The following is a 26570-nucleotide window of genomic DNA, read 5'->3' as shown; positions in this document are numbered from 1 at the left end:
ACAACAGGCCGTCCACGCCGTCACGGTCGGTCGTGAAATCCTCCGCGAACCGCCGCTCACCTGTCGCGTCGGGCACGTACTTCACACAGACAACGATCCTCAAGCTCACGACCTGTCTCCTGTACTGACTTGTGCGGCTGAACTGGCTCGTACCGGGTTGGCACACTCCCACCGCGGAGGGCTCGTACTCGCACCATAAGGGTACTCAGTGCCATCTGCCAAGGCACTGAGTGCCATGAATGAGTCACACTCCCGGGGAGACGGCCCCGTCCAGCAGCGGCCCGAGCTCGGTGGAGACGGTGGCGAGCGCGCGGATGTCCTGCTCCGCGCGGGCCATCAGCAGTGCGCCTTCCAGGGCGCTGATCATCAACGTGGCCAGCGGAGTCGTCCGCTCCTCCGGGATACCGAGTTCCCTCAGCGCCGCCGCGGTCGGCCGGATCCAGACGCCGAAGGCCTCCGCCGCCGCCGTGCGGGCGGACTCCGACGCGTCGACGCAGTCGACGGTCACGGCCGCGACCGGACAGCCCGACGCGAACCCCACGGTCTCGAACTCGGTGGTCCACTGCCCGACCATGGCCGCGAAGAGCTCGCTCGGTCGGGGCCGCTCGCCGCCGGACCTGAGCGCCGCCAGGAAGCGCTCGACCTGACGGGCCGCGTAGCGTCCGGCCCAGCCGACCGCCTCGTTGACCAACTGCTCCTTGCCGCCCGGGAAGTAGTGCTGCAGCGAGCCCCTCGGCGCGTTCGCGTGCACGGCGACGTCACGCATCCCCGTCGCCCCGACGCCGTCACGGCGGATCAGCTGGGCGGCGCTGTAGACCATCCGCTCACGCGGTCCGCGCTTGGACGGCGTTCCCGACGTGGGTGCTCCCGTCATGGTGACCGACCTCCAGCAGCGGGGACGAGGGTTGGTCCAGCCTATAGAGCCCGGTGACCCCTTCTCGTGTGCTGTGCCGCGCGCCGGGCCCGACCTGACGCGCCAGCGCGGCGAGCAGCGCCGAGCGGCCGTGCGCGACCTCGGCGACGAGCCGGCTGACTCCCCGGACCCGCGCGCGGGCCACCAGGACCTCGGTCATCCCCCGCCCGATCCCGCGCCGCTGCCACCCGTCCACCACCAGCAGCCCCAACTCGCCTGTGTCCGGCTGGGATTGGTCCGGCAGGGCGAGACTGCCGAGCCCGACGACCGTGCCGGAGTCGCGGTCCGAAGCGACCACGGCGTCGTGCAGCTCCGGCGGTCCGGCCAGCAGGCTCTCCAGGTAGGCGGCGGGAAGCGCGGGCAGGCGCGCCCGGAACCGGAGCTGGACCGTCTCCGGCGAGCAGGCGGCGAAGAGCAGGTGCAACGCGCTCCGATGGTCGGGGCGGACAAGCTCTATGACGGCTGTCATAGTTCCCATTATTATGACGTACGTCATAGAAGCAAGGGCCTGCACGATTCGGCCTGCAAGATTCCGGGAGCAGCTCGTGGACACGCGTATGAACCCGCTGGACCCGCGTAGGGACTTGGGGACGCCGGTCGGATTCGTGGGGCTGGGCGTGATGGGCCTGCCCATGGCACTCAACCTGGCCCGCTCCGGCACGCCGCTGGTGGTCTGGAACCGGACCGCCGCCCGCGCCGAGCCGCTGCGCACCGCTGGGGCGGAGGGCGCGGCGGAGGGCGCGGTGGAGGTCGCTGCGGATCCCACCGAGGTGTTCCGGCGCTGCGCCACGGTGGTGCTGATGCTCGCCGACGAGGACGCCGTGGACGCTGTCCTGCGTCGCGGCACGCCGGACTTCGCGACCCGCGTCCGCGCGCGTACCGTCGTCCACATGGGCACGACCTCGCCCGAGTTCTCCGCCGCCCTGGAGCGTGACATCCGCGCGGCGGGCGGGCGCTACGTCGAGGCCCCGGTCTCCGGTTCACGCGTCCCGGCCGAGGAGGGAACGCTGGTCGCGATGCTGGCGGGCGAGCCGGACGCGGTGGCGGCCGTGCAGGCGCTGCTCGAACCGCTCTGGCGGGAGGCCTTCGTCTGTGGCCCGGTGCCGCAGGCGCTGCGCACCAAGCTCGCGGTCAACATCTTCCTGATCACCACGGTCACCGGCCTGGCCGAGGCCTTCCACTTCGCCGAGCGGCACGGCCTGGACCTCGACGTCTTCCGCTCCGTCGTCGACACCGGGCCGATGGCGAGCGCCGTCTCACGCGGCAAGGCGGCGAAGCTGAGGCAGCGTGACTTCTCGGTCCAGGCGGGCATCCTGGACGTGCTGAAGAACAACCGCCTGATCGCCGAGGCAGCCGAACGGGCGGGAGTCGCCGCGCCGCTGCTGGACGTCTGCCACGCCCTCTACGCCGAGACGGCCGCGTTGGCGGCGGAGAACGGCGACGGCGCGCAGGACATGGTTGCTGTCCTGCGCGCCGTCGAAGCCCGGGACCACCAGGCTGGCTGATGGTCGGTCAGGCCGGTGTGATCGGCCCTGCTGTGATCAGCCCAGCGTGGCCAGCGCCTCGTTGAGCGTGCGCGACGGGCGCATCACGGCGGCGGCCTTGGCCGCGTCCGGCTGGTAGTAGCCGCCGATCTCGACCGGGGAGCCCTGGACCGCGATCAGCTCGCTGACGATGGCCTCCTCCTGCTCGGCCAGCGTCTTGGCCAGACCGGCGAACGCCTCGGCCAGCGCCGCGTCCTCGGTCTGCGCGGCCAGCTCCTGGGCCCAGTACATGGCCAGGTAGAAGTGGCTGCCACGGTTGTCGATGCCGCCCAGGCGACGCGACGGCGACTTGTCCTCGTTGAGGAAGGTGCCGGTGGCCCGGTCCAGCGTGTCGGCCAGGATCTGGGCGCGGGCGTTGTCGGTGGACTGCGCCAGGTGCTCGAAGCTGGCGGCCAGCGCGAAGAACTCGCCCAGGCTGTCCCAGCGCAGGTAGTTCTCCTTGAGCAGCTGCTGCACGTGCTTCGGCGCGGAGCCGCCCGCGCCCGTCTCGAACAGGCCGCCGCCGTTGATCAGCGGGACGATCGAGAGCATCTTGGCGCTGGTGCCCAGCTCCAGGATGGGGAACAGGTCGGTCAGGTAGTCACGCAGCACGTTGCCGGTGACCGAGATGGTGTCCTCGCCGCGGCGGATGCGCTCCAGCGAGAAGGCCGTGGCCTCCACCGGGGACATGATCTCGATCTGCAGGCCCTGGGTGTCGTGCTCCGGCAGGTACTGCTTGACCTTGGCGATCAGGTTGGCGTCGTGGGCGCGGGTCTCGTCCAGCCAGAAGACGGCCGGGGAGCCGGTGGCGCGGGCACGGGAGACGGCCAGCTTGACCCAGTCGCGGATCGGCACGTCCTTGGTCTGGCAGGCGCGGAAGATGTCACCGGCCTGGACCGGCTGCTCCAGCACCGCGTTGCCCGCGGCGTCGACCAGGCGGACGGTGCCGTCGGCCGGGATCTCGAAGGTCTTGTCGTGGCTGCCGTACTCCTCGGCGGCCTGCGCCATCAGACCCACGTTCGGGACCGAGCCCATGGTGGCCGGGTCGAACGCGCCGTGGGCGCGGCAGTCGTCGAGGACGACCTGGTAGACGCCCGCGTAGCTGCTGTCCGGCAGGACGGCCAGGGTGTCGGCCTCCTTGCCGTCCGGGCCCCACATGTGGCCGGAGGTGCGGATCATGGCCGGCATCGAGGCGTCGACGATGACGTCGGACGGCACGTGCAGGTTGGTGATGCCGCGGTCGGAGTCGACCATGGCCAGCGCCGGGCCGTCGGCCAGCTCGGCGTCGAAGGAGGCCTTGATCGCGGCGCCCTCGGGCAGCGCGTCCAGACCGGCCAGGATCGAGCCCAGGCCGTTGTTCGGGTTCAGCCCGGCCGCGGCCAGGGTGGCGCCGTGGGCGGCGAAGGTCTTCGGGAAGAAGGCGCGGACCACGTGGCCGAAGATGATCGGGTCGGAGACCTTCATCATGGTGGCCTTCAGGTGCACCGAGAACAGCACGCCCTCGGCCTTGGCCCGGGCGACCTCGGCGGCCAGGAACTCGCGCAGCGCGCCGACGCGCATCACGGAGGCGTCGACGACCTCGCCGGCCAGGACCTTGACCTCCGGGCGGAGCACGGTGGTGGTGCCGTCGTTGCCGACCAGCTCGATGCGGAGGACGCCGTCCTCGGCGACGACGGCGGACTTCTCGGTGTGGCGGAAGTCGTTCACGCCCATGGTGGCGACGTTGGTCTTGGAATCGGCCGACCACGCGCCCATGCGGTGCGGGTGGGTCTTGGCGTAGTTCTTGACCGACAGCGGCGCGCGGCGGTCGGAGTTGCCCTCACGCAGGACCGGGTTCACGGCGGAACCCTTGACCTTGTCGTACCGGGCCTTGACGTCCTTCTCCTCGTCGGTCTTCGGCTCGTCCGGGTAGTCCGGGAGCGCGTAGCCCTGCGCCTGGAGCTCGGCGATGGCGGCCTTGAGCTGCGGGACCGAGGCGGAGATGTTCGGCAGCTTGATGATGTTGGCGGCCGGGGTCTTGGCCAGCTCACCGAGCTCGTGCAGCGCGTCCGGGATCCGCTGGTCCTCGGTCAGACGCTCCGGGAAGACGGAGATGATGCGCCCGGCGAGCGAGATGTCGCGGGTCTCCACCGTGACCCCCGCCGTCGAGGCGTAGGCCTGGATCACCGGCAGGAGCGAATACGTGGCCAGCGCCGGGGCCTCGTCGGTGTGCGTATAGATGATGGTCGAGTCAGTCACCGGTACTCCCGCTTCGCGTCTACTTCACGATCACGATCACGTTTCAGAACGTCTCGACATCAAGATATCTTGTCCGGGCGACTTCCCGGTACCGCCCCACGTCACCGATTGGCACGCGGCCGGCGGCGGCCCGCCCGGCGATGGCTCCCGCCCGGCGGGGTGTCGAGCCGCTCCCACGGTCGCACAGCCGCTCGACGCGCGCGTCCCGGGGTGGGGCGGGCCTAGTCCTGGGCGGGGCGGAGGCGGATCAGGGTGCTGTCCGGGGTGGCGTCGGCCCTATCGGTGGCTTCGGCGAGGAGGGTGTGCCCGGAGGGGGTGCGGATCCGGAGGCCGTCGGCGAGGGTGCCGCTGATCGTGAACGGCGGGGGCGCGTCGGCGTCCAGCGGCTCGGCGGACAGTACGACGCAGGTCGCGAGGACGTGAACTCCGGTGTCCGGCTGGATCGTTGTGGCCAGCGGGAAGGCCGCGTGCGGGCCGAAGGCGTTGGCCTCCGTCGCGCGGACGGTGGTGCAGGAGCGGCTGCCAGGGCTGCCAGGGCGGTCCGGCTTGTCCGGGCTGTCGGGACTCGGGTCGAAGCCGTGGAGGGGTGCCAGCGCGCTGCGAAGACGCCGGGCGGTGCCGGTCTCCGGCTGCTCGACGACCGTCCAGTGCCGCCCCTGGCGGGCGAGCGGCGGCGTCTTGGCCGCGAGTGCGTGTCCGCCTGCCGATATCCGCCAGCCGGCCGGGGCCACGACGGCGTGGAGCCGTAGCTCGAAGCGTCCGTCGGCGAGCGTCCACGATTCGACGCGTGTCCCGGCGGCCGGGTCGACGGTGTGGACGGACCCGGCCAGTCGCAGGCCGGGCAGGCCGGGCAGGTCGGGGGCGTCCAGCGCGGTGACCGGGCCGCGGGGGAGGGCGGTCGGACCGGTCGGTGAGGAGTCGGTCGGGGAGGAGTCGGTCGGTGTGGCGCCGTTCGGCGCGGAGAGGGTGAGCTCGTTGTCGGCTGCGGCCGGGAGAACCGGTCCTGTGCACGTGGTGTACGCGAGCTTGGCGTAGTGCGGATCACTCGTGCGCTCGCTGGGCGCGCTCCGCTCGCCGGCCGCCGGGTCGAGACCGTCGCTGCCGTGGTTGTGGACGCGTACGACCCCGTCCGCGTGCGTGGCCTGCACCAGCCAGTTGGGTCCGCGGAGCAGCCGCACCCCGTCGGACGTGTCGACCGGCAGCGGCTGTTCGGTCGCCGTCCAGGCCGGGTGGTCGGCGGGCAGCAGCAGTCCGAGGAACCCCTTGGCCGCCCAGTAGGGCGATGCCGGACCCGAATACGGCTGCGTGAGGCCGAGGAACTCGTCGTGCCAGCCGAGCGTCAGCACGCCGCTGGGGTCCGGCGCGCCGTGCTCCGCGAAGTGCCGCAGCATCCCGGAGGCCGCCCGGCGTACCGTCCCCGTCGGGCCCGGCGCGCAGTCGAACAGCTCGCCCATCCACAGCGGCGCCGCCGCCGCGAACCGGTAGGTCAGCGAACGCCCCTGGTGCAGCGGCGCGCCGTCTCCGCCGACCAGGTGCACGTAGTCGTCGAGGAAGCGGCGCAACCGCTCGCGGAAGCGGACGCCCAACTCGGCGGCGAGCTCGGCCCGGGGCCCGCCGGCCGCGATCCGGGTCCAGAGCAGCGGATACAGGTGCAGCGCCCAGCCGTTGTAGTGGTCGATGCGCCGCCCCGGCCCGTCCGTGTACCAGCCGTCTCCGAGATACCAGCCGTCCAGCGCGTCCAGCCCGCGCCGGATCTCCGCGTCGGCGTGATCGGCCCCGACAGAGCAGAGGAACTCCTCGACGACGGTCTGGAACAGCACCCAGTTGTTCCCGACCGGCGTCCGTCCGACAAAGCCGCCGAGCCACTCCGCGGTCCGCTCCTGCGTCGCGGCGGGCAGCGCGTCCCACAGCCAGGACCTGGTCTCGTGCAGCGCGAGCGCGATCGACGCGGCCTCGACCATGGGCTGCACCCGGTCGCGGTCGATGCGCGGCCAGGCCTCCTGCGCGGGGTGTGCGTCCGTCCGCGCCTCTGTCCGCGCGTCCGTCCCGGCGCTCAGGCCTGCGGCGTAGCGCTCCAGCAGCTCCGTCGCCGCCTCGCCCTTGCCTTCCGCGCCCGCGATCCGGAAGGCGGCGAGCAGGAAGGTCCGCGCGTACCCCTCCAGCGCGTCCGACGCCTCCCCGGACCACGACGTCCGTCCGGGCAGCGCGTACCCCGCACGGCCCGGGGTGGCGTACGGGACGACCGCAGCGAGCAGCCGGTCCGCCTGCGCCTCCCAGTGCCGCCGGTCCCAGCCGGTGTAGGGCGAGCGGGACCGGTTCTCCGGGAGGTCGAGCGGCGACGGCGGCAGAGGGCGCTGGACGCGGTGCTGGGTGCGGTGCGGCATGGGGACCTGCCCGGGGTTGGATGGCGACGCCGGAAGCGCCGGAAAGCGCTTTCCGAAAGCGTCAGCATCCTAGCCACGTTGCGGCGGCCTGCCCAGACCTCCCTTGGTCCGACGGCGCACTGGGCGGACGTGAAGCACCTCAGTGACGGGCCGCGCCGCCCTCCGTTGCACAGTCGTAGAGCCGCTGCGGATTCTGACGGTCCGTCTGCAAGCCTGCCAGCGCGACCGGGTGGCAGTTGGCCGTCACCCAGGTCCCCACCTTGGCCGCCGTGGTCGGCTTCCCGAACTCCTGTCCGCCGCCGCCGAAGGGCGAGGATGCGTGGTCGGCCAGGAGGACGTACCGCAGTTGACCCGTCGTCACATCGTTCCGGATGCCGTCGACCGTCGGCCACGGGACCTGCTCCGTGAACCCGCCGACCGGCAGCACCGGCGCGCCGGTGGTCAGGATGTACGGCGATGCCGTCGCCCAACTCGTCGTCGCGAACAGGTAGCGGGCCCCGCCCCGGTGCGCCGTGGTGTACGCGAGCACCGCCTGCTCCCCGGCATCCAGGCGTGGCGCGCCGCCGAACCCGAACATCCGCCCCCACACCGACGCCGCGGCGGCGAGCGCCGCACCCTCCTCGGTGGCCGCCGACTGTGTGCCCGCATGGCCTGCGGCCGAGGCGAGTTGGGCACTCACTCCTGCGCCCGGCCGATCGGTCCGGCCCGACTGCTCGTGCGTGCTGGGCTGCCCGTGGCCGGCCGTCGCGCTCTCCTCCAAAGCATGCTGGAACTGCCCGAACGTACCGACCTGCGCTGCCGGACCGATCGCGCCCATCATCGACCTCCCGTACGCCGGGTCGAAGACGCTCGCCGTCCAGACGGCGGGCGTGAGCAGCACTGCCACCAGTCCGCACGCAAGCCCGACCGTCCCCACGCGGCCGAGCCGTCCGGTCGCGACCGGGCCCCCGTCGGCCGGCTCCTCCCGGCGGAACAGCGGCACGACCAGCGGCAGCAGAAGCAGTGCGGTCGACACCGCGCCCAGCGTCAGCGCCACCGGCGTCACCCACGGCCGGAACGTCGGGTACGGCCGCGACAGCAGGGCCGCCCAGCTCGCCGTGGCCGCCACCGTCACCGGCAGCGCGAACGCGCTCGCACCGCCCGCCCGCCAGGTGCGCCAGAGCAGCGGCAGCCCCGCTCCCGTCAACGCGGCGGCCGGTGCGGCGATCACGCCGAGGTAGTACGCATGCCCGGCCACGCTCCCCGCGCTGAGCACCACGAAGAACACCGCGAGCCAAGCCCCCCAGAGCAGGTATCCCGCCCGCACCGGATCGGTCCTCGCCCGCCGACGCCGTGTCAGCACCCCGACGGCGAACCCGGCGAGCGCGGTCGGATACAGCCAGCCCACCTCGCCCGCGAGCTCTCCGGTCAGCAGCTTGCCCCAGCCGTTCTCGGACTGGTCGCGGTGAGCAGCGGCGGTTGCGGTGGTGTGCTGTTGTGGCTGGGTGGTCGTCGCGCCGGGTTCGGCATGACCGCCGGGACGCGTCGCACCCTGCGGACCACCCCGTACCGCCGAGACGCTGCCCGTGTCGGCGGCGTTGAGTCCAACGGCCGAGAAGCGGTTCAGGAAGTTGTACCCGACGACCATGCTGATGGGGGAGTTGTCGGTGGTGCCGTCGACATACGGCCGGTCGGCCTGCGGAGTGAGCGTGACCAGCGCGATCCACGACGCCGAGACGGCGAGCGTCACCGCCCCCGCGATCCCGACCTGCGCACTGCGCCGCTTCAGCGACGCCGGCGCGGACAGCAGGTACACCCCCGCCAGCACGGGCAGAACGGCGAACGCTTCCAACATCTTCGCCTGGAAGGCCAGCCCGACCCAGACCCCGGCCAACAGCAGCGTCCTGGTGCGCCCGCTGCGCGCCGCCCGTTGGGTCGCCTCGGCGGCGAGGAGCAGCAGCAGCGTGAACGCCGGGTCCTCGACGGAGGTCCTGAAGAGTCCGGTGACGACCGGCGTCAGCATGAACGCCAGCGCCGCGAGCGTCCCTGCCGTGAGCCCCGCCCACCGCTTGACGATCAGATGCAGCACGGCGACGCTGAGCACGCCTTCGAGCACCTGGGGCAGGGTCAGCGCCCACGGGTGGAATCCGAGGATCAGGGCCGACACGGCCTGTGGCCACAGGAAACCCGGCAGCTTGTCCAGGGTGATGGTGTTCCCCGGATCGAACGACCCGTAGACAAATCCTTTCCAACTGAGCGTCATGCTGCGGACGGCGTCGGCGTAGAAGGGGTGGTACTGACTCCGGCTGATTCCCCAGGCGAAGAGCAGCGCGGCCAGCGCGCAGAGCCCGAGCAGGATCAGCCGGCCGCGCAAGACGTTCTGTCTCGGCGGGGCGGGGGGAGAGAACAAGGCCATGGCGCGAATGTGCGTCAGGGAGCAGCACATCTACGTCAACGGCATGCCGAACTCATCGGATTCCCAGGTAATTTTTTCCATTTCTTGACGGGCAGTCGGATGATCACTCAGTTTGACGGCGAAGTTGATTGGGAAACTGCTCTGAGCTGGGGGTTTTCACTCCTGTGGGTGACGGTTGGGGCTTGGCGTGGGCTGAAAGGAGTGTCATAATTGTTCTATGGACGCCTCGATGTTCGGGGGCGGGTGTGATGACGGTGATGGCGTCCATGGGTGGGGTGGTTCCCCGGAGTCCCAGGGTTCGTCGTCTGGTTCGGATCCCCGGCTCCCTTCAATTCCCCCTTCTGTTCCTTCTCCGTCTCCTGCTGGTGATGACTGGCTGGGTTTGCCGCAGGATGCGGCGGGTTCCCGGTTCGTCGCGGGCACGCCCTCCTCGTCGCGTCAGGCGCGGTTCACTGATCCGCTGCGAACTCTTCCCGGGTGCGCGCGTGACCTGTTGACGGCGCTCGCTGACGAGGACGATGAGGCGTTGTTGGACGCGGGTGTGGATTTCCTCGCGGAGCAGTTCCTGGCTCTTGAGCGGTTGTCGGAGATGTTGGATGCGCAGAAGTTGCGTCGTCTGGCGGTGTTCGACCGCGTGGGCGCTGCTACCGCTGTCCGCTGCCGCTCGACGAAGGGGTTCCTGCGGACGCATGCGCAGATGGGTCAGGGGCACGCGAATCGCCTGGTGAACCTGGCGCGGGATCTGGACAAGCTTCCGACGATCCGTCAGGCCCAGGCGGAGGGCGCTCTGTCGACGGATCAGGTGGAGATCCTGGCGAAGGAGCTTGCCCCGATCGAGGACACCGCCGCGCGCCGTCAGGCGGAGGTGTTGATGGTCGAGCAGACCCCGAAGCTCCACCTTGCCCATGTGCGTCAGGCGGCGAAGCAGATCCACGCCCACCTGGTCCCCGAGCGGGACGCGGACGCGACGGTGGTTCCGGCGGTGTTCCAGTCCTGGGTCAAGCTCTCGGCGACCGGGACCAGTGACCGGCCGTTCTGGGTCCTGTCCGGTGAACTCTCGCCGGTGGCGGGGGAGAAGCTCCGGGTCGCCCTGGAGGCGGCGATGGGCACCCCGGTCGAGGGCGAGACCCGGACCCACAGTGAGCGCATGGGCGACGCCCTCGAAACCGTCACCGACCTCGCGCTGGGCTCGGACAAGCTCCCCACGACGGGTGGGCAGCGTCCGCACTTGACCCTGATCGCCGACCTCGACGCCCTCCGAAGCGCCTGCCCCACCCACCCCGCCCTTACGGAGGGCGGGACGGATGAGTTGTCGGGGCTGCTGCGGCCGAAGGCTGTGGCGACGACCACCCGGGGTTACCAGCTCCCCGCCTGGCAGGCGCGGAAGGAGGCGTGTGACTGCCAGGTCCGCGTGATCCTTACGCGTGGGCAGGACAAGCCGGTCTCCATCGGCCGGGCGACCCGCACCGTCCCGGCCCACCTGCGGGATGCGGTCGTCGCCCGCGACCGGCACTGCGTGTGGCCCGGCTGCGACCGACCACCCACCTGGTGCGAAGCCCACCACGTGACCCACTGGGCGGACGGCGGCGAAACCAGTCTCGACAATCTCGCCCTGCTCTGCAACGAGCACCACGCCGATCTCCACCAGACCGGCTGGGAACTGGAAATGCGGAACGGCCGACCCCACGCCGTCCCACCACCCGACACCCCACCCCCACCCAACACCCGCTACCCCCAACGCAACTAACAACCCCAACCCCGCCGACCAGCCGCCAACCACCCCGGGAAGCGGCCCATCGGCATGCCCACACGCGTGAAGTCACGCGGGGTCGAGGGGCAAGGTCAGTCGCACCTCCTCCTCGGCGAAGCCGAGGGCAGCGTAGAAGGCACGCGCGGTGGCGTTCGCAGCGCCCGTCTGCAAGGTGACACTCTCCAGCCCCCGCTGACGTGCCCAGTCGGTGACCGCCGCGACCAGGGCACGGCCGGCGCCACGGCGGCTGGCCTCGGGCGACACGGCAAGCTCGCCGATGTAGGCGTCCCGGGCTCCCGTCCAGTGCCCCTGCTCGGTCACGGAGATCACGCCGAGCAGCCTGCCGTCCGCCTCGGCGACCAGCAGTGCCCCAGCGTCCAACGACCCCGTCAGCCAGCCCTGCGCGGCGCGTAGCGCCCCGGCCGGATCCCGCCAGGGAGCGACGCCTTCGAGCAGGCGCGGGGCCAGCGCGAGGACGCCTTCGCTGTCGTCGGGGCGAGCAGCGCGGACCGCGAGGCCCCTGCCGTCCCGTTGCTCACCGTTTCGGTCGACTGCCATGGAACGCAGCCTGCCACGCTGGCCCCGGGTTGATAAATGGTCACGCCCTCCCCGGGAACTGGGCGCGGTGGGCGCGGATGAGCGCGGCGTAGCGGTGGCCGCTGGACTTGATGGTGCGGCGTTGGGTCGGGTAGTCGACGTGGACCAGGCCGAAGCGCTTGTCGTAGCCGTAGGCCCACTCGAAGTTGTCCAGCAGGGACCAGCAGTAGTAACCCCGCAACGGTGCCCCGGCCGCGACGGCGCGGGCGCAGGCGGCCAGGTGCTGCTCCAGGTACGCGGTGCGCTCCGGGTCGACGACCTCCAGGCCGCCCGCCTCTCCGGATGCCTTGACCACGTCCTCGTAGGCCGCGCCGTTCTCCGTGACGAAGAGGTGCTGCGCGCCGTAGTCGTGGGTGACGCGCAGGAGCAGCTGCTCCAGTCCGGCGGCGTGAACCTCCCAGCCCATCGCCGTCTTCGGGCCGGGGCCGCGGAGTTGGGTGAAGTGCGGGACGGGACCGTCCGGCCGGTCGGCGATGATCTGGCGGAAGTAGTAGTTGACGCCCAGCCAGTCCAGGGGCTGCGCGATGGTGTCCAGGTCGCCGGGGTGGACGGGGAGGTCCACACCGTAGACGTCGACCATGTCCTGCGGGTAGCCGCGGCCGAAGATCGGGTCGAGCCACCAGCGGTTGATGTGGCCGTCGGCGCGGCGCGCTGCCGCGATGTCCGCGTCGGAGCCGGAAGCGGGCTCGCAGGTGCTGAGGTTGTTGGTGATGCCGATCCGGACCGGGCCCGGTGCCGCGGCGCGGACCGCCTGTGCGGCGAGGCCGTGGCCGAGGTGGAGGTGGAACGAGGCGCGGACGGCCGCCGTCAGGTCCTTGAGGCCGGGGGCCATGGAGCCTTCCAGGTGCCCGATCCAGGCGCTGCACAGCGGTTCGTTGAGCGTGGCCCAGTGCTCGACGCGGTCGCCGAGGCGGGCGGCGACGGCTCCGGCGTAGTCCGCGAAGGCGTGGGCGGTCGCGCGGATGGGCCAGCCGCCGCGGTCCTGGAGGGTCTGGGGGAGGTCCCAGTGGTAGAGCGTGGCGTTCGGGCGGATGCCCGCCTCCAGCAGCGCGTCGACCAGGCGGTCGTAGTGGTCGAGGCCTGCCTGGTTCAGCGCGCCGGTGCCGTCGGGGAAGATCCGGGGCCAGGCGAGGGAGAAGCGGTACGAGTCGAGGCCGAGGGTGCGCATCAGCGCGATGTCCTCCGGCCAGCGGTGGTAGCTGTCGCACGCCTCCGCGCCTGTGTCGCCGTTGTCGATCGCGCCGGGGACGGCGCAGAAGGTGTCCCAGATGGACGCGGACCGGCCGTCCTCGGCGACGGCCCCCTCGATCTGGTACGCGGACGTCGCCGCGCCCCAGAGGAAGTCGGGGCCGAACACGGAGGTGTCGGGGGAAGACATGGGTCTCCTCAACTCACGGTGCAGGGGACGGGAAGAGCAAAAGAGAAGAGCAAAAGAGAAGAGCAAAAGAGAAGAGCAAAAGAAGAAGAACAGCGCTGGTGGCGTGGCTCGGCTACTTGACGGAGCCTGCGGTCAACCCGGCCACCAGGTACCGCTGGAGCAGCAGGAACGCGACCACCACGGGCACGCTCACCACCAGCGACGCCGCCATGATCTGGTTCCAGTACACGTCGTTCTGCGACGCGTAGTTGCGCAGGCCGACGGCCAGCGTGCGCGTCGAGTCGTCGGTCATCACCGAGGCGAAGAGCACCTCGCCCCAGGCGGTCATGAAGGAGTACACCGCCACGGTCACGATCCCGGGGATGGCGGCCGGCACGATGACCCGGACCAGCGCGCCGATCGGGCCGTTGCCGTCGACCTTGGCGGCCTCGTCCAACTCCCTCGGGATGGAGTCGAAGTAGCCGACCAGCATCCAGATGGAGAAGGGAAGGGTGAAGGTCAGGTAGGTGATGACCAGGCCGAGCAGGGTGTCGGACAGCTGGACGCCGGTGGCTGCGCCGATGTTGACGTAGATCAGGAACAGCGGGAGCAGGAACAGGATCCCGGGGAACATCTGCGTCGACAGCACCGTCACGCTGAACAACTGCCGTCCGGGGAACCGGTAGCGGCTCACCGCGTAGGCGGCGAGGATCGCGATCAGCACCGACACGACGGTCGAACAGGACGAGACGATCAGGCTGTTGACGAAGTAGTGGCCCAGCGGGACCGTGCTCCAGATGTCGACGTAGGGGCGCAGCGTCAGGTGCGCGGGGATCCACTGGAACGCCGACTGGACGTCCTGCAGCGGCTTGAGCGAGCCGGTCACCATGACGTACAGCGGCACGAAGGTGAACAGGCCGAGCAGCGTCAGCACGATCCGCCGGGTCCACAGGAACGCCGGTGGCGGCGCCATCGGCGAGCGGCGACGTCTCGCTGGCCGACTTCTCGCCGGCCGACGCAGTGTCCCGGCAGCAGTACCTGACGATATGTCATGCATCGGCCTTCCTCCTCCGGTTGGTGACGAGCAGGTAGACCGCCGTGACGACGAGCAGGAAGAGGAGCAGCAGGACCGACATCGCCGAGCCGGAGCCGAAGTTCCAGTTCTGGAAGGAGGTGTCGTAGATCTGCAGCGAGATCAGGTTGGCCTGCGGCGGGGGGACGTTGCCGAAGAGGACGTACGGGGTGTTGAAGTCGTTGAAGTTCCACAGGAAGAGCACCAGCACCAGCACCTGGTTGACCGGGCGCAGTTGCGGCAGCGTGATCGAGCGGATCCGCCGCCACACGCCCGCGCCGTCGATCGCCGCCGCCTCGTAGAGGTCGCCGGGGATGTTCTGCAGCCCGGCGGTGATCACCAGGAAGGCGAAGGGCCAGGTACGCCAGACCGCGGTGACGACCAGGGCCCAGAAGCTGTTGCCGCCGATGAGCCAGAACGGCGCGGTGTGGAACAGGTGCAGGTCGTCGACGAGCAGCCGGTTCACCAGACCGGTGTCGCGCTGGAACATGAACTCCCAGGTGATCGCGGCGGTGTAGGCGGGCAGCGCGTACGGGACCAGGAAGTAGGTGCGGAGCAGGCCGCGGCCGCGGAACGGGTCCTGCATCAGCAGCGCGGCGCCCGTGCCGAACAGCCACGAGATCCCGACCGTCAGCACGGTGAACCCGCAGGTGACCAGGAAGGAGTGGAGCAGCATGCTGCCGATCGCGCCGTTGAAGTTCAGCGCGAAGCGGTAGTTGTCGAGCCCGGCGGAGGGCGCGGCGGTCCAGTTGCGGATGAAGAACTCGGTGAGCTGCTTGAAGCTCATGAAGATGCCGACGAGCATCGGCACCACATGGACCAGCAGCTCGAAGAGGACGGCGGGCAGCAGGAGCAGGTAGGGCAGCCCCACCCGGCGGACGCGCTGGGCGGCGCGCGCTGGGATGGACGGGCGGGGTGCGCTTGGTCGGCGGGGTGCGCTTGGCCGGCGCGGTGCGGTCGGCGGGCGGGGTGCGGTTGCCGGGCGCGCGGCCGTTGTGGGGCGCGTGGCACGCGCCCCGGGCACCGCGGCAGTATCAGGGCTGTCGGAGGCCTCGGCGCTGTCGGAGGCCTCAGCGCTGTCGGCGGCCTCGGGGGAAGAGCGTGACATGCTTGTGCCCGCCTCAGCCGCCGGCCTGCAACTGCTGCTGGGCCTGGTCGAGTTGCGCGGCGATGCTCTGGTCGGTGACCGGCTTGCCGCTGGCGGCGTCGGCGAAGAGGTTCTTCAGCGCCGCGCCGATCACCGTCTCGAACTGGCTCTCCGTCGCGACCGCGGGCATCGGCGCGGCCGACGAGGCGAGCACGTTCTGGAAGACCTTGACGGTCGCGGTCTGGAACGCCGGGTCGGTGTACGCGTCGCTGACCGAGGGCAGCGAGCCGTAGGACTTGTTCAGCGCGATCTGCGTGGGCTGGCTGGTCATGAACTTCACGAACTTCAGCGCGGCGTCCTTGTTCTTCGTGTTGGCGAAGACGGACATGTTGATGCCCGCGACGATCGAGTCGACGTGGGTGGGCCCGCTCGGCGCGGAGGTGTCGGCGAAGGGGACCGGGACGACACCGTACTGGCTGGGCGACATCCCGTAGTTGGTGAGGTCCTGCCCGGCGTCCTGCCAGAGCATCATGGCGGCCTTGCCGGTGGCGAAGTCCTTGACCGCCTCGGTGCCGTTGGAGTACTCGGCGTCGCTCGGGTTGGCGATCTTGTCCGCGGCCATGAAGTCGATGTACGTCTTGATGCCGGCGATGTTCTGCGGGGTGTCGAAGGTCGGCTTGCCGGAGCTGTCGAAGAAGCTGCCGCCCTGCTGCGCGGCGAAGGTGAACGCGTGGTGCGCGTTCTCGGGGGTCTGGGCGCCCTCGACACTGACGCCCCACTGGCCGCTCTTGGTGAGCTTGGTGCCGTCGGCGACGAACTGGCTCCAGGTGGTCGGCGGGTTGGCGATCCCGGCGGCCTTGAACATCGCCTTGTTGTAGTAGAGGGCGTAGGCCATCGAGTAGATGGGGACGCCGACCGGCGGCTTGCCGGGCGCGCCGGTGGCGGCCAGGGCGCCGGGGAGGAACCGGCTGGATCCGCCGATCTGCTGCATCACGTCGCTGCTGAACGGCAGGAAGGCGCCCGTCGCCTGGAGCGAGGCGGACCAGGTGTTGCCGATGTTGAGCACGTCGGGGCCCTGGCCCGAACTCACCGCCGCCATGATCCGGTTGAGCAGGTCGTTCCAGCCGATGACCTCCAGGTGGACCTTGATGCCGGTCTGCTTGGTGAAGGCGTTGAGCTCCGGGGTGAGCACCTGGACGTCGTCGGCGATCGAACTGCCCTGGTCACTGGCCCAGTAGGTGAGCGTCTGGCCCGAACCGCCGGAGCCACCACCGGTGGTGCTCCCCGAACTGCTGCACCCTGTGGCCAACAGGGCGGTGGCTGTGCTGCACACGGCGAGGGCGAGCAAGGCGGATCTACGCATGGGTGGGCCTTTCGACGGCGTGGGCGGCTGTTCGCGGAGGTGCAGCGGCTACGGAAAGGGCTTTGCTCATGGCTTAGTTCGAGGTGTGATTTAACTCGTGGGAGAATGCACCGTCAACAGCTTGCGAGGGCACGAAATCGGCCGGGAGGATGGCCCCATGACGGATGAGGGTCGGCGCAACGTCCGTGACCTGCGGCGCGGCAACCGAGCTAGGCTGCTGCGCCGGCTCTACTTTCACGGGCCGCTGAGTCGCCAGGAGTTGGTGCACGCGACGGGCCTGAGCTCGGCGTCGGTGAGCAACGTCGTCGCCGACCTGCTGGAGGCCGGCGTCGTCGTCGAGGCGGGCGCGGTCGAGTCGGACGGCGGACGGCCCCGGATCCTGTTGCGGGTGGACCACGCACGGTTCCAGGCCATCGGCGTGGACGTGGGGGAGACCCGGGTCCGGATGGAGCGCTTCGACCTCGGGCTGCACGAACTCGCCGCCGTGGACGTGCCGATGACGGGTTCGGGGGCGGGTGCGGGGTCGCTCGAACCGGACCAGGTGGTGGCCGCGATCGCGGGCGGGCTGCGGGAGTTGACCGCGGGAGTGGCCGAACCGCTGCTCGGCGTGGGGATCGGCGTGCCGGGGATCGTCCAGCACCAGCCGGAGGCCGTCGTGCACGGGCAGACGGTGGGGTGGGACGCCGTCCCGCTGGAGCAGCTGCTGCGCGAGCACACCGACCTGCCGCTGCACATCGACAACGGTGCCACGACCATGGCACAGGCTGAGATGTGGTTCGGCGCGGGCAGCGTCACGGGTGGTACCGCACGGCCGGGCAGCGCGGTGTTCCTGCTGCTCGGCTCCGGCGCGGGCGGCGCGGTGATCGTGGACGGAGCGCCGATGCGCGGCTCCACGACCAGCGCGGGCGAGTGGGGTCACCTCAACGTCGAGTACGGAGGCCGCCGTTGCCGCTGCGGCGCCCGGGGCTGCCTGGAGGCCTACGTCGGTGCGGAGGCGGTGATCGCGCGGTTCCAGGAGGCGGTGGGCGACGATGATCTGATGGATAGTCAGAATCTCGGCGCTGACGAGGAGTCCGGCCTGAGACGCATCCTCACGGTGGCGGACGAGGACACCGGGCTCGGCGACGCGGCACGCGAGGTGCTGGACGAGACGGCGGTGCGGATCGGGGTGGGCATCGCCAACGTGGTCAACTTCCTCAACCCGCAGCAGGTCATCATCGGCGGCTGGGCCGGACTGGCGATGGCGCCGCGCCTGCTGCCGCGTATCCGCGAGGTCGCCCGCGAGCACGCGCTGCGGCTGCCGTACGCGCTGACCTCAGTGGAGTTGGGCGCGCTCGGTCCGGATGCGGTCGCGCGCGGCGCGGCGACGCTGCCGGTCGCGCGGTTCCTGGCGGCGGGCGGCGTGCTCCCGGCCGGACCGCCTGCCGTACTCCCGGCCGGAATGCCTGCCGGGCTCCCTGGCGGACTGCCGGCGACGCGCCCAAGTGCCGTCCCGATAGCGGCACGTGAGAGGGTTCGGGAGTGACCTTCGCACCGCGCCGACTGTTCTTCGCCCTCATCGTCGTCCTCGCGTTGGTCATTCCGACCGTCGTCGCCCTCATGCTGGACTCCGGGTCCGCCGCGCCGCCACCACCGTCGGCGGACGGGGCCGGTGCGACGGCGCCGCCCACCGGCGGAAGCCTCGGCCCGAACGTCGTCGTCTTCGACCCGGCCATGTCCCAGGCGTCGATCCAGAGCCAGCTGAACCTGATCGCCAACTCCCAAGGGAGCAACGAGTTCGGGACCGACCGCTACGCGATCCTCTTCAAGCCGGGCACGTACGGCTCGGCCGCCGATCCGCTGGTCTTCTCGGTCGGGTACTACGAGAGCGTCGCCGGTCTCGGGCAGAACCCGGGGGACGTGGTCGTCAACGGCAGCGTCAACGTGTACAACCAGTGCGTCGGCGGCAACCAGAGCCAGTGCTACGCGACCACCAACTTCTGGCGGTCGCTGAGCAATCTGACCGTCAATGTCGCGGGAATGACGGGTTGTTACGCGGACACGGACGTCTGGGCCGTGTCCCAGGCCGCGCCGCTCCGGCGGGTGCGGATCAACGGCAACCTCAGCCTGATGGACCACTGCACCGGTTCGCCGGACTGGGCCAGCGGCGGCTTCATCGCCGATTCCGAGTTCACCGGAGGGGCGGTCACCAACGGCTCCCAGCAGCAGTTCTTCACCCGCGACAGCAGTCTGGACGGGTGGAGCAACGCCGTGTGGAACCAGGTCTTCTGCGGCGACACCGGCGCGCCCACGCAGAGCTTCGCGAGCAACTCCGGTGACAACGGCGGGCCGAGCTCCTACACCACGCTGGCCACCTGCCCGGTCACCCGCGAGGCGCCCTACCTCTACCTGGACGCGAGCGGGCACTACCGCGTCTTCGTCCCAGCCCAGCAGACCGACTCGACCGGCCCGACCTGGGCCCACGGCGACACGTCGGGGACCTCGCTCCCGCTCAGCAGCTTCTTCGTCGTCCGTCCGGGCGCGACCGTCGGCCAGATCGACGCCGCGCTGGCGAACGGCGAGAACCTGCTGGTCACACCGGGCGTCTACGACCTGCCGAGCAGCATCCGGGTGACCCGCGCGGACACGAAGATCGTCGGCCTGGGCTTCGCGACGCTGGTCCCGACCAGCGGGAACGTCACCATGACCATCGCCGACGTCAGCGGCGTCAACGTCACCGGGCTGATCTTCGACGCGGGGACGACCGCCTCGCCCGCGCTGCTCCAGGTCGGCACCCCGGGTTCGACGGTCGGTCATGCGGAGGACCCGGTCAGCCTCGACGACATCTTCTTCCGGATCGGCGGGGCGACGGCGGGGACGGCGACGACGGCGTTGATCGACGACAGCAACGACTCCCTGATCGACGACGCCTGGATCTGGCGCGCAGATCACGGCACCGGTGCCGGCAGCTGGGCCGGGGACCGGAGCGACACCGGGCTCGTCGTCAACGGCGACCGCGTCACCGCGACCGGACTGGCCGTGGAGCACTTCCAGAAGAGCGAGACCGTCTGGAACGGCCAGCACGGCGAGGTGGTCTTCTACCAGAACGAGAACCCCTACGACGTCCCCAACCAGTCCGCCTGGCGGGCGAGCCCGACGCAGAACGGCTACCCCGCGTTCTCCGTCGCCGACAACGTCACCTCGTTCCAGGGGTACGGGATGGGCAGCTACTCGAACTTCGACCAGGCCGCCGGGAATCAGGGCAGCGCGGTCCACAACGCCATGGCCTTCCAGGCCCCGCACACCCCGGGCGTGCAGTTCCACGACCTGCTCACGGTCTTCCTCAACGGCACCGGCGGCATCGACTCCGTGATCAACGGCACGGGCGGGGCCGTCGGCCAGGGCTCGGCCGGGCCCAAGGACGTCGTGTCCTACCCCTGACCTCGCGACTGAGCTCGCGACTGACCTCGCGACCCCGCCCGCCCCGCCCCGCCCTGACGCTGTCGCTGACCTGACGCCCTTTCGGAGGACCCCGACGCCGGGACGGTTTGCCCGGGCGGCGGCGGGGTGACCGTTCGGCGTATGTCCGATGTGGCCTTCATCGCCGTGACCGTTGCCGTCTTCGGTTTGCTCGCCCTGATCGCCAAGGGCGTGGAGAAGCTGTGAGGGGGGTCGAACGGCTGTGACGGCTGACAACATCGTGGGCCTGGTGGTGGCCGTGGCCCTGGTCGGGTACCTGGTCGCGGCGCTGCTGCTGCCGGAGAAGTTCTAGTGGACCCGACCCTTGCCGGGTTCCTTCAGGCGATCGCACTGGTCGCGGCGCTGGCCCTGTCGTACCGGCCACTGGGCGACTACATGGCCGGGGTGCTGACGGGCGGTCGGCATCTGCGGGTCGAGGGGTGGATCTACCGCGCCGTCGGCGTCAACCCGGACGGGGACCAGACCTGGTACGTGTACCTGCGCAGCGTGCTGGCCTTCTCGGCCGTCTCGGTGCTGTTCCTCTACGCCTTCCAGCGGCTGCAGAACGACCTGTGGCTCTCGCTCGGCTTTCCGGCCGTGCCGCCCCCGACGGCGTGGAACACCGCCGCGTCGTTCGTCACCAACACCAACTGGCAGTCGTACTCCGGCGAGGCGACGCTGGGCCATCTGGTCCAGATGGCCGGGCTCGCGGTGCAGAACTTCCTCTCCGCGGCGGTGGGCATCGCCGTCGTCGCGGCGCTGATCCGCGGCTTCACCCGGACGACGACGGACCGGGTGGGCAACTTCTGGGCCGATCTGACCCGGATCATCGTCCGGGTCCTGCTGCCGATCGCGGTGGTCTTCGCGATCGTGCTGGTCGCGAGCGGCGTGGTGGAGAACCTGCACGCCGCGCAGACGATCCACACCATCAGCGGCGCGACGCAGTCGTTGCCAGGCGGTCCGGTCGCCTCGCAGGAGGCGATCAAGGAGCTGGGCACCAACGGCGGCGGCTTCTACAACGCCAACTCCGCGCATCCGTTCGAGAACCCCAACCCGTGGACCAACTGGCTGGAGATCTACCTGCTCCTGGTCATCGCGTTCGCGCTGCCGCGCACCTTCGGCACGATGATCGGCGACCGACGGCAGGGCTACGCGATCCTGGCCGTGATGTCGGTGTTCTGGGTGGCGTCGACCGCCCTGGTGTCGTTCTTCGAGTGGCAGCACCACGGCACCGCGCTGCAGGCGGCGGGGGCGGCGATGGAGGGCAAGGAGGTGCGGTTCGGCATCGCCGGCTCCGCACTCTTCGTCAGTTCCACGACGCTGACCTCGACCGGTGCGGTCAACGCCGCGCACGACTCGCTCAGCCCGCTCGGCGGCGGGGTGGCGCTCTTCGACATGATGCTCGGCGAGGTCGCGCCCGGCGGCACCGGGTCGGGCCTCTACGGGATGCTGATCCTGGCGATCGTGACCGTCTTCGTCGCGGGTCTGATGGTCGGCCGCACGCCGGAGTACCTGGGCAAGAAGCTGGGCGGGCAGGAGATGAAATTCGCCTCGCTCTACATCCTCACCACCCCGGCGATCGTGCTGGTCGGCACGGGCGTGGCGATGACGTTCCCGGCCGAGCGGGCGGCCATGCTCAACAACGGCGCGCACGGCTTCACCGAGGTGCTCTACGCGTTCACCTCGTGCGCCAACAACAACGGCTCGGCCTTCGCCGGACTGACCGTCACCAGCACCTGGTGGAACACGGCGCTCGGTCTGACCATGCTCTTCGGCCGGTTCCTGCCGATGGTGTTCGTCCTGGCGCTGGCCGGCGCGCTGGCCCGGCAGAAGCCGGTGCCGAGGACGGCCGGGACGCTCGCCACGCACAACACGCTCTTCGTCGGGATGCTGACCGGCGTGGTGCTGATCGTGGTCGGCCTCACCTACTTCCCGGCGCTGGCGCTGGGACCGCTCGCGGAGGGCCTGCACAAGTGAGCGAGAACACCGTCGACACACAGCGGGTCTCCGGGGGCCTGCTCGACCCGAAGCAGTTGCTGGAGTCGCTGCCCGACGCGGTCCGCAAGGTCGACCCGCGGGTGATGGTCCGCAACCCGGTCATGTTCGTGGTGGAGATCGGCTCGCTGCTCACCACGTACGCGGCGATCCGGCACCCCAGCGTCTTCGCGTGGGTGATCACGGCGTGGCTGTGGCTGACCGTCGTCTTCGCCAACCTGGCCGAGGCGGTGGCGGAGGGCCGGGGCAAGGCCCAGGCGGAGACGCTCCGCCGGACCCGCACCGACACCGTGGCGCGCCGCGTCGTCGGCGCGTGGACGCCGGGCACGACGGGCGTGCCGGAGGAGACCGTCGCGGCGACCGAACTCCGGCTCGGGGACCACGTGGTGGTCGAGGCCGGTCAGGTCATCCCTGGCGATGGTGACGTGGTCGAGGGTGTGGCGTCGGTGGACGAGTCGGCGATCACGGGTGAGTCCGCGCCCGTGATCCGCGAGTCCGGCGGTGACCGCTCGGCCGTGACCGGCGGGACGAAGGTGCTGTCCGACCGGATCGTCGTGAAGATCACCTCGGAGCCGGGCAAGACCTTCATCGACCGGATGATCGCCCTGGTCGAGGGCGCGGCCCGGCAGAAGACGCCGAACGAGATCGCGCTCAACATCCTGCTTGCGTCGCTCACTATCGTCTTTCTGCTCGCGGTGGTGACGCTGCAGCCGATGGCGACCTACGCGGGCGCGGAGCAGACCATCGTGGTGCTGGTGGCGCTGCTGGTCGCGCTGATCCCGACGACGATCGGCGCGCTGCTGTCCGCGATCGGCATCGCCGGTATGGACCGTCTCGTGCAGCGCAACGTGCTGGCCATGTCGGGTAGGGCGGTCGAGGCGGCGGGTGACGTCTCCACGCTGCTGCTGGACAAGACCGGGACGATCACCTTCGGCAATCGCCAGGCCGCCGAGTTCCTCCCGGTCGGCGCGGTGGAGGTGGGCAAGCTGGCCGACGCCGCGCAGTTGTCGTCGCTGGCGGACGAGACGCCCGAGGGCCGGTCCATCGTGGTGCTGGCCAAGGAGAAGTACGGTCTGCGTGCCCGGCACCAGGGTGAGCTCGAGCATGCGACCTGGATCGAGTTCACCGCGCAGACCCGGATGTCCGGCGTGGACCTGGACGAGCCCGACGGGGTCCACGCCACCCGCAAGGGCGCGGCGGCGGCCGTGGCCACCTGGGTCCGGGACAACGGCGGCGAGCCGGACCCGGCCCTGGACGCCGTCGTGGACCGGATCTCCAACCTGGGCGGCACGCCGCTGGTCGTGGCGGAGCGGGTGTCCGCGCGCCCGGCGCAGGTGCTCGGCGTGATCTACCTCAAGGACGTGGTCAAGCACGGCATCCGGGAGCGCTTCGAGGACCTGCGGGCGATGGGGATCAGGACCGTGATGATCACGGGCGACAACCCGCTGACGGCCGCCGCGATCGCCGAGGAGGCGGGCGTGGACGACTTCCTCGCCGAGGCGACGCCCGAGGACAAGATGGCGCTGATCCGTCAGGAGCAGTCGGGCGGCAAGCTGGTGGCGATGACCGGCGACGGCACCAACGACGCCCCGGCGCTGGCCCAGGCGGATGTCGGCGTGGCGATGAACACGGGGACCTCGGCCGCCAAGGAGGCCGGGAACATGGTCGATCTCGACTCCAACCCGACCAAGCTGATCGAGATCGTCGAGATCGGCAAACAACTCCTGATCACGCGCGGTGCGCTGACGACCTTCTCGATCGCCAACGACGTGGCGAAGTACTTCGCGATCATTCCGGCCATGTTCGCCAGCGTGTACCCGGGGCTCGGGCATCTGAACATCATGCACCTGCACAGCCCGAAGTCGGCGATCACCTCGGCGATCATCTTCAACGCGCTCATCATCATCGGGCTGATCCCGCTGGCGCTGCGCGGCGTCCGCTACAAGCCGTCGTCCGCCTCCTCCCTGCTGCGCCGGAACCTCGGTGTCTACGGCGTGGGCGGGCTGATCCTGCCGTTCATCGGGATCAAGGTGATCGACCTGATCGTCCAGTTCATCCCCGGGCTGCACTGATGGTGTCGGGAAAGGAGCGGTGATGGCCAAGCCCCTGCCGGCGATGGTCCGGCTGCATCTGACCGGGCTACGGCTGCTGCTGGTCTTCACGGTGGTCTGCGGCATCGTCTACCCGCTCGTCATCACCGGGATCGGCGAGTTGCTCCTGCCCGGTCAGGCCAACGGCTCCCAGGTGACGCTGAACGGACGGACCGTCGGCTCCAGCCTGATCGGGCAGACCTTCTCGCTGCGCCCGATCGACCCGAAGGCCCCCTCGGTGCCCGATGCGCGCTGGTTCCAGCCGCGTCCCTCGGCCGCGGGCACTGGCTATGACACCACCGCCTCGGGCGGATCCAACCTGGGCCCCGACGACCTCGGACTGACCCGGACGGTCAAGGCCCGACGGCTGGCCATCGCGCTCTTCGACGGTGTGTCACCGGCCTCCGTGCCGCCGGACGCACTCACCTCCAGCGGGTCGGGCCTGGACCCGGACATCTCACCCGCGTACGCCTACGAGCAGGTCAACCGGGTCGCCCGCCGCCGCGGGCTGGCGCCCTCGGTGGTGCGCGCGCTGGTGAGCGACCACGTCCAGGGGCGGGTGCTCGGCTTCCTGGGCCAGCAGCGGGTGAACGTGGTGACGCTCAACCTGGCGCTGGCGCGCTTGCAGCCGTAAAGCCGAAAGCACAGCTGAAGCAGAAAGCACAGCCGTAAATACGAGCACTGATCGGTGATCGTATTCGAGAATATCGATCATGATGCGCTCGTTCGAAGAACTGATCACCGAGGCGGAGAACGCGCCGACCGAGGGCTGGGACTTCTCCTGGTTCGAGGGACGGGCCACCGAGGCGCGGCCCTCCTGGGGCTACCAGCGGGTGCTCGGCGAGTGGCTGGCCCGAACGGCGGGCGGTGCCTCGCTGGACCTGCAGACCGGCGGCGGGGAGGTGCTGGCGGGCGCGCTGGCGGGGGCGTTGACAGGCGGGCCCGCCGGGGCGAGCGGCGAGCGGCGTCCGCGCACCATGGTCGCGACCGAGTCGTGGGCGCCCAACGCCGCCAAGGCGACCCGGCTGCTCCACCCGCTCGGCGTCGCGGTCGTCGCCACGCCGGACGAGCCGCCGCTGCCGTTCGCGGACGGCGCGTTCGACCTGGTGACGTCGCGTCACCCGGTCCGGCCGTGGTGGGACGAGATCGCCCGAGTGCTGGTGCCCGGCGGGCACTACGTGGCGCAGCACGTCGGGCCGTCCAGCGTCTTCGAGGTGACCGAGTTCTTCCTCGGCCCGCAGCCCCGGGACGTCCGCAGCTCACGCCACCCCGACCAGGAGGTCGCGGAGCTGCGCGAGGCGGGTCTGGAGCTGGTCGACCTGCGGGCCGAGCGGCTGCGGATGGAGTTCTTCGACGTCGGCGCGGTGGTCCACTTCCTGCGCAAGGTCGTGTGGATCGTCCCCCGTTTCACCGTCGAGGCCTACCGCGACCGGCTGCGCGAGCTGGACGCCCAGATCCGCGCGGAGGGCCCGTTCGTGGCGCACTCCACGCGGCATCTGATCATCGCGCGCAAGTGATCGCTCGTGTGAGCGATCAGACCTCGTCGAGCACGACCGTGAGACCGTTCGGCCGCTGGTCCACCGGCAGCGGCGCGACCTCAAGGAAGGCGCAGCCGAGGGCCGTCGCGCCGCCGTCGGCACCGGCGTCGTCGCCGACCATCAGCGTCTCGGTGGGGACCTTGCCGAGTGCGGTGAAGGCGGCCTGGAAGATCGCCGGGTCGGGCTTTGCCGCCCCGACCTCGTAGGAGAGCACGTAGGCGTCGACCAGTTCGTCGAACCCGTGCTCGCGGAAGACCGGCCGCAGGTCCCAGCCGATGTTGCTGACCACGGCGACCGGGATCTCGCGGCGGCGCAGCTCCTTCAGGGTCGCCTCGGCGTCGGGGTAGGGCCGCCAGGCGGCCGGGCTCATGTGGCGCTGGTAGAGGACCTCGACCAGTTCGTCGACCCGGTCGGGGTGGGCGGTGAGGACGTCCAGCCCGGTCAGGGACGGGTCGGCCAGGGACGGGTCGGTCAGGGACGCGTCGGCCAGCGCCAGGCGGGACATGGCGGTGAAGGCGTCGTGGTGGCGCCGGGCGTCGAGGTCGCGCTCGTTCCAAAGGGGGACCAGGTCGTCCGGGACCGCCTCGGGGACCGCTCCGCCGGGCAGCGCTCCGGCGCGCTCCAGTCGGGCGGCCAGGTCGTCCCGCGCGGCGGCCGGGAGCTCGATGCCCGTCGCCTCCAGTGCCCCGGCCAGCCACTCGGCCGTCGAGGTGATCCGGAACAGCGTCCCGGAGAAGTCGAACATCACGGCATGGCTCTTGGTTCTGCTCATCACCCGCCATATTTGATCATGTCCATCGGCGCCCTGTGCACAGCACTGTGTGATCGGC

General features: G+C 70.6%; 20 protein-coding genes and 1 pseudogene. 9 read left to right on the top strand and 12 right to left on the bottom strand.

Going from position 1 to position 26570, the window contains the following annotated elements; genetic code table 11:
- From I2501_RS29220 to I2501_RS29210, 3 genes and pseudogenes are all read right to left on the bottom strand, one after another.
- Window positions 1–109 (bottom strand): annotated as a pseudogene (locus I2501_RS29220) (electron transfer flavoprotein subunit beta); the annotation flags it as partial.
- Window positions 110–244: 135 nt separating this feature from the next.
- Window positions 245–874: a TetR/AcrR family transcriptional regulator gene (locus I2501_RS29215; protein ID WP_236047419.1), complete on the bottom strand. Its 630-nt coding sequence runs from the start codon at window positions 872–874 to the stop codon at window positions 245–247.
- Window positions 825–1382: a GNAT family N-acetyltransferase gene (locus I2501_RS29210; protein WP_196197266.1), complete on the bottom strand. Its 558-nt coding sequence runs from the start codon at window positions 1380–1382 to the stop codon at window positions 825–827. Before I2501_RS29210 ends, I2501_RS29215 begins: the two co-directional genes overlap by 50 nt.
- Before the next feature lie 88 nt (window positions 1383–1470).
- On the opposite strand from I2501_RS29210, the gene I2501_RS29205 reads away from it, so the two are divergent.
- Entirely contained in the window at window positions 1471–2418 is a 948-nt protein-coding gene (locus I2501_RS29205; protein WP_196197296.1) for an NAD(P)-dependent oxidoreductase, read from the top strand.
- A 36-nt stretch (window positions 2419–2454) separates the two neighbouring features.
- Here the strand turns inward: I2501_RS29205 and I2501_RS29200 are convergent, their stop codons facing one another.
- The 3 genes from I2501_RS29200 to I2501_RS39785 all read right to left on the bottom strand — a co-directional run bounded on the left by I2501_RS29200 (window position 2455) and on the right by I2501_RS39785 (window position 9453).
- A complete protein-coding gene (locus tag I2501_RS29200) occupies window positions 2455–4674 on the bottom strand; it encodes an NADP-dependent isocitrate dehydrogenase (protein ID WP_196197265.1) in 2220 nt (739 codons plus the stop codon).
- Window positions 4675–4895: 221 nt separating this feature from the next.
- Window positions 4896–7058, bottom strand: a complete 2163-nt coding sequence (locus I2501_RS29195) for a DUF2264 domain-containing protein (protein ID WP_196197264.1) — start codon at window positions 7056–7058, stop codon at window positions 4896–4898.
- Window positions 7059–7197: 139 nt separating this feature from the next.
- Window positions 7198–9453, bottom strand: a complete 2256-nt coding sequence (locus tag I2501_RS39785) for an ArnT family glycosyltransferase (RefSeq protein WP_236047417.1) — start codon at window positions 9451–9453, stop codon at window positions 7198–7200.
- A 493-nt stretch (window positions 9454–9946) separates the two neighbouring features.
- On the opposite strand from I2501_RS39785, the gene I2501_RS29185 reads away from it, so the two are divergent.
- Window positions 9947–11200, top strand: coding sequence for an HNH endonuclease signature motif containing protein (locus I2501_RS29185; RefSeq protein ID WP_196197263.1), 1254 nt, complete (start codon window positions 9947–9949; stop codon window positions 11198–11200).
- 72 nt (window positions 11201–11272) lie between these two features.
- Here I2501_RS29185 and I2501_RS29180 read toward each other — a convergent pair whose 3' ends face one another.
- From I2501_RS29180 to I2501_RS29160, 5 genes are all read right to left on the bottom strand, one after another.
- On the bottom strand, window positions 11273–11761 hold the full coding sequence (locus I2501_RS29180) for a GNAT family N-acetyltransferase (RefSeq protein WP_196197262.1): 489 nt from the start codon (window positions 11759–11761) through the stop codon (window positions 11273–11275).
- Window positions 11762–11801: 40 nt separating this feature from the next.
- Entirely contained in the window at window positions 11802–13178 is a 1377-nt protein-coding gene (locus tag I2501_RS29175; protein WP_196197261.1) for a GH1 family beta-glucosidase, read from the bottom strand.
- A 112-nt stretch (window positions 13179–13290) separates the two neighbouring features.
- The gene (locus tag I2501_RS29170; protein WP_196197260.1) at window positions 13291–14214 is read right to left on the bottom strand and encodes a carbohydrate ABC transporter permease; all 924 of its coding nucleotides are present in this window, start codon (window positions 14212–14214) and stop codon (window positions 13291–13293) included.
- On the bottom strand, window positions 14207–15100 hold the full coding sequence (locus I2501_RS29165) for a carbohydrate ABC transporter permease (protein ID WP_408022797.1): 894 nt from the start codon (window positions 15098–15100) through the stop codon (window positions 14207–14209). The genes I2501_RS29170 and I2501_RS29165 overlap by 8 nt, the downstream gene beginning before the upstream one ends.
- A gap of 250 nt (window positions 15101–15350) precedes the next feature.
- Window positions 15351–16679: an ABC transporter substrate-binding protein gene (locus tag I2501_RS29160; protein ID WP_196197258.1), complete on the bottom strand. Its 1329-nt coding sequence runs from the start codon at window positions 16677–16679 to the stop codon at window positions 15351–15353.
- 157 nt (window positions 16680–16836) lie between these two features.
- Here I2501_RS29160 and I2501_RS29155 point away from each other — a divergent pair, with 157 nt between their 5' ends.
- The 7 genes from I2501_RS29155 (at window position 16837) to I2501_RS29125 (ending at window position 25719) form a co-directional block, all read left to right on the top strand.
- On the top strand, window positions 16837–18204 hold the full coding sequence (locus I2501_RS29155; RefSeq protein ID WP_196197257.1) for an ROK family transcriptional regulator: 1368 nt from the start codon (window positions 16837–16839) through the stop codon (window positions 18202–18204).
- Window positions 18201–20099, top strand: a complete 1899-nt coding sequence (locus I2501_RS29150) for a glycoside hydrolase family 55 protein (RefSeq protein ID WP_215910092.1) — start codon at window positions 18201–18203, stop codon at window positions 20097–20099. The genes I2501_RS29155 and I2501_RS29150 overlap by 4 nt, the downstream gene beginning before the upstream one ends.
- A gap of 241 nt (window positions 20100–20340) precedes the next feature.
- Complete coding sequence (gene kdpF / locus I2501_RS39780; protein ID WP_196197256.1) at window positions 20341–20430, top strand: K(+)-transporting ATPase subunit F; 90 nt, start codon at window positions 20341–20343, stop codon at window positions 20428–20430.
- Window positions 20430–22094: a potassium-transporting ATPase subunit KdpA gene (gene kdpA / locus I2501_RS29140; RefSeq protein WP_196197255.1), complete on the top strand. Its 1665-nt coding sequence runs from the start codon at window positions 20430–20432 to the stop codon at window positions 22092–22094. The genes kdpF and kdpA overlap by 1 nt, the downstream gene beginning before the upstream one ends.
- Window positions 22091–24184, top strand: coding sequence for a potassium-transporting ATPase subunit KdpB (gene kdpB, locus I2501_RS29135; RefSeq protein ID WP_196197254.1), 2094 nt, complete (start codon window positions 22091–22093; stop codon window positions 24182–24184). Before kdpA ends, kdpB begins: the two co-directional genes overlap by 4 nt.
- A gap of 22 nt (window positions 24185–24206) precedes the next feature.
- Window positions 24207–24836 carry a potassium-transporting ATPase subunit KdpC gene (gene kdpC, locus I2501_RS29130; RefSeq protein WP_196197253.1) on the top strand — a complete coding sequence of 210 codons (630 nt, stop codon included), beginning with the start codon at window positions 24207–24209 and terminating at the stop codon, window positions 24834–24836.
- 79 nt (window positions 24837–24915) lie between these two features.
- Window positions 24916–25719, top strand: coding sequence for a class I SAM-dependent methyltransferase (locus I2501_RS29125; protein WP_196197252.1), 804 nt, complete (start codon window positions 24916–24918; stop codon window positions 25717–25719).
- 16 nt (window positions 25720–25735) lie between these two features.
- Here I2501_RS29125 and I2501_RS29120 read toward each other — a convergent pair whose 3' ends face one another.
- Window positions 25736–26512: an HAD-IA family hydrolase gene (locus tag I2501_RS29120; RefSeq protein WP_196197251.1), complete on the bottom strand. Its 777-nt coding sequence runs from the start codon at window positions 26510–26512 to the stop codon at window positions 25736–25738.
- Window positions 26513–26570 lie beyond the last annotated feature (58 nt).

Origin of the sequence: Streptacidiphilus fuscans (genome assembly GCF_015690355.1) — a bacterium.
Lineage (GTDB): Bacteria > Actinomycetota > Actinomycetes > Streptomycetales > Streptomycetaceae > Streptacidiphilus > Streptacidiphilus fuscans.
Note: the sequence above shows the minus strand (reverse complement) of the source record. Positions and strands in the feature narration are given on the sequence as shown.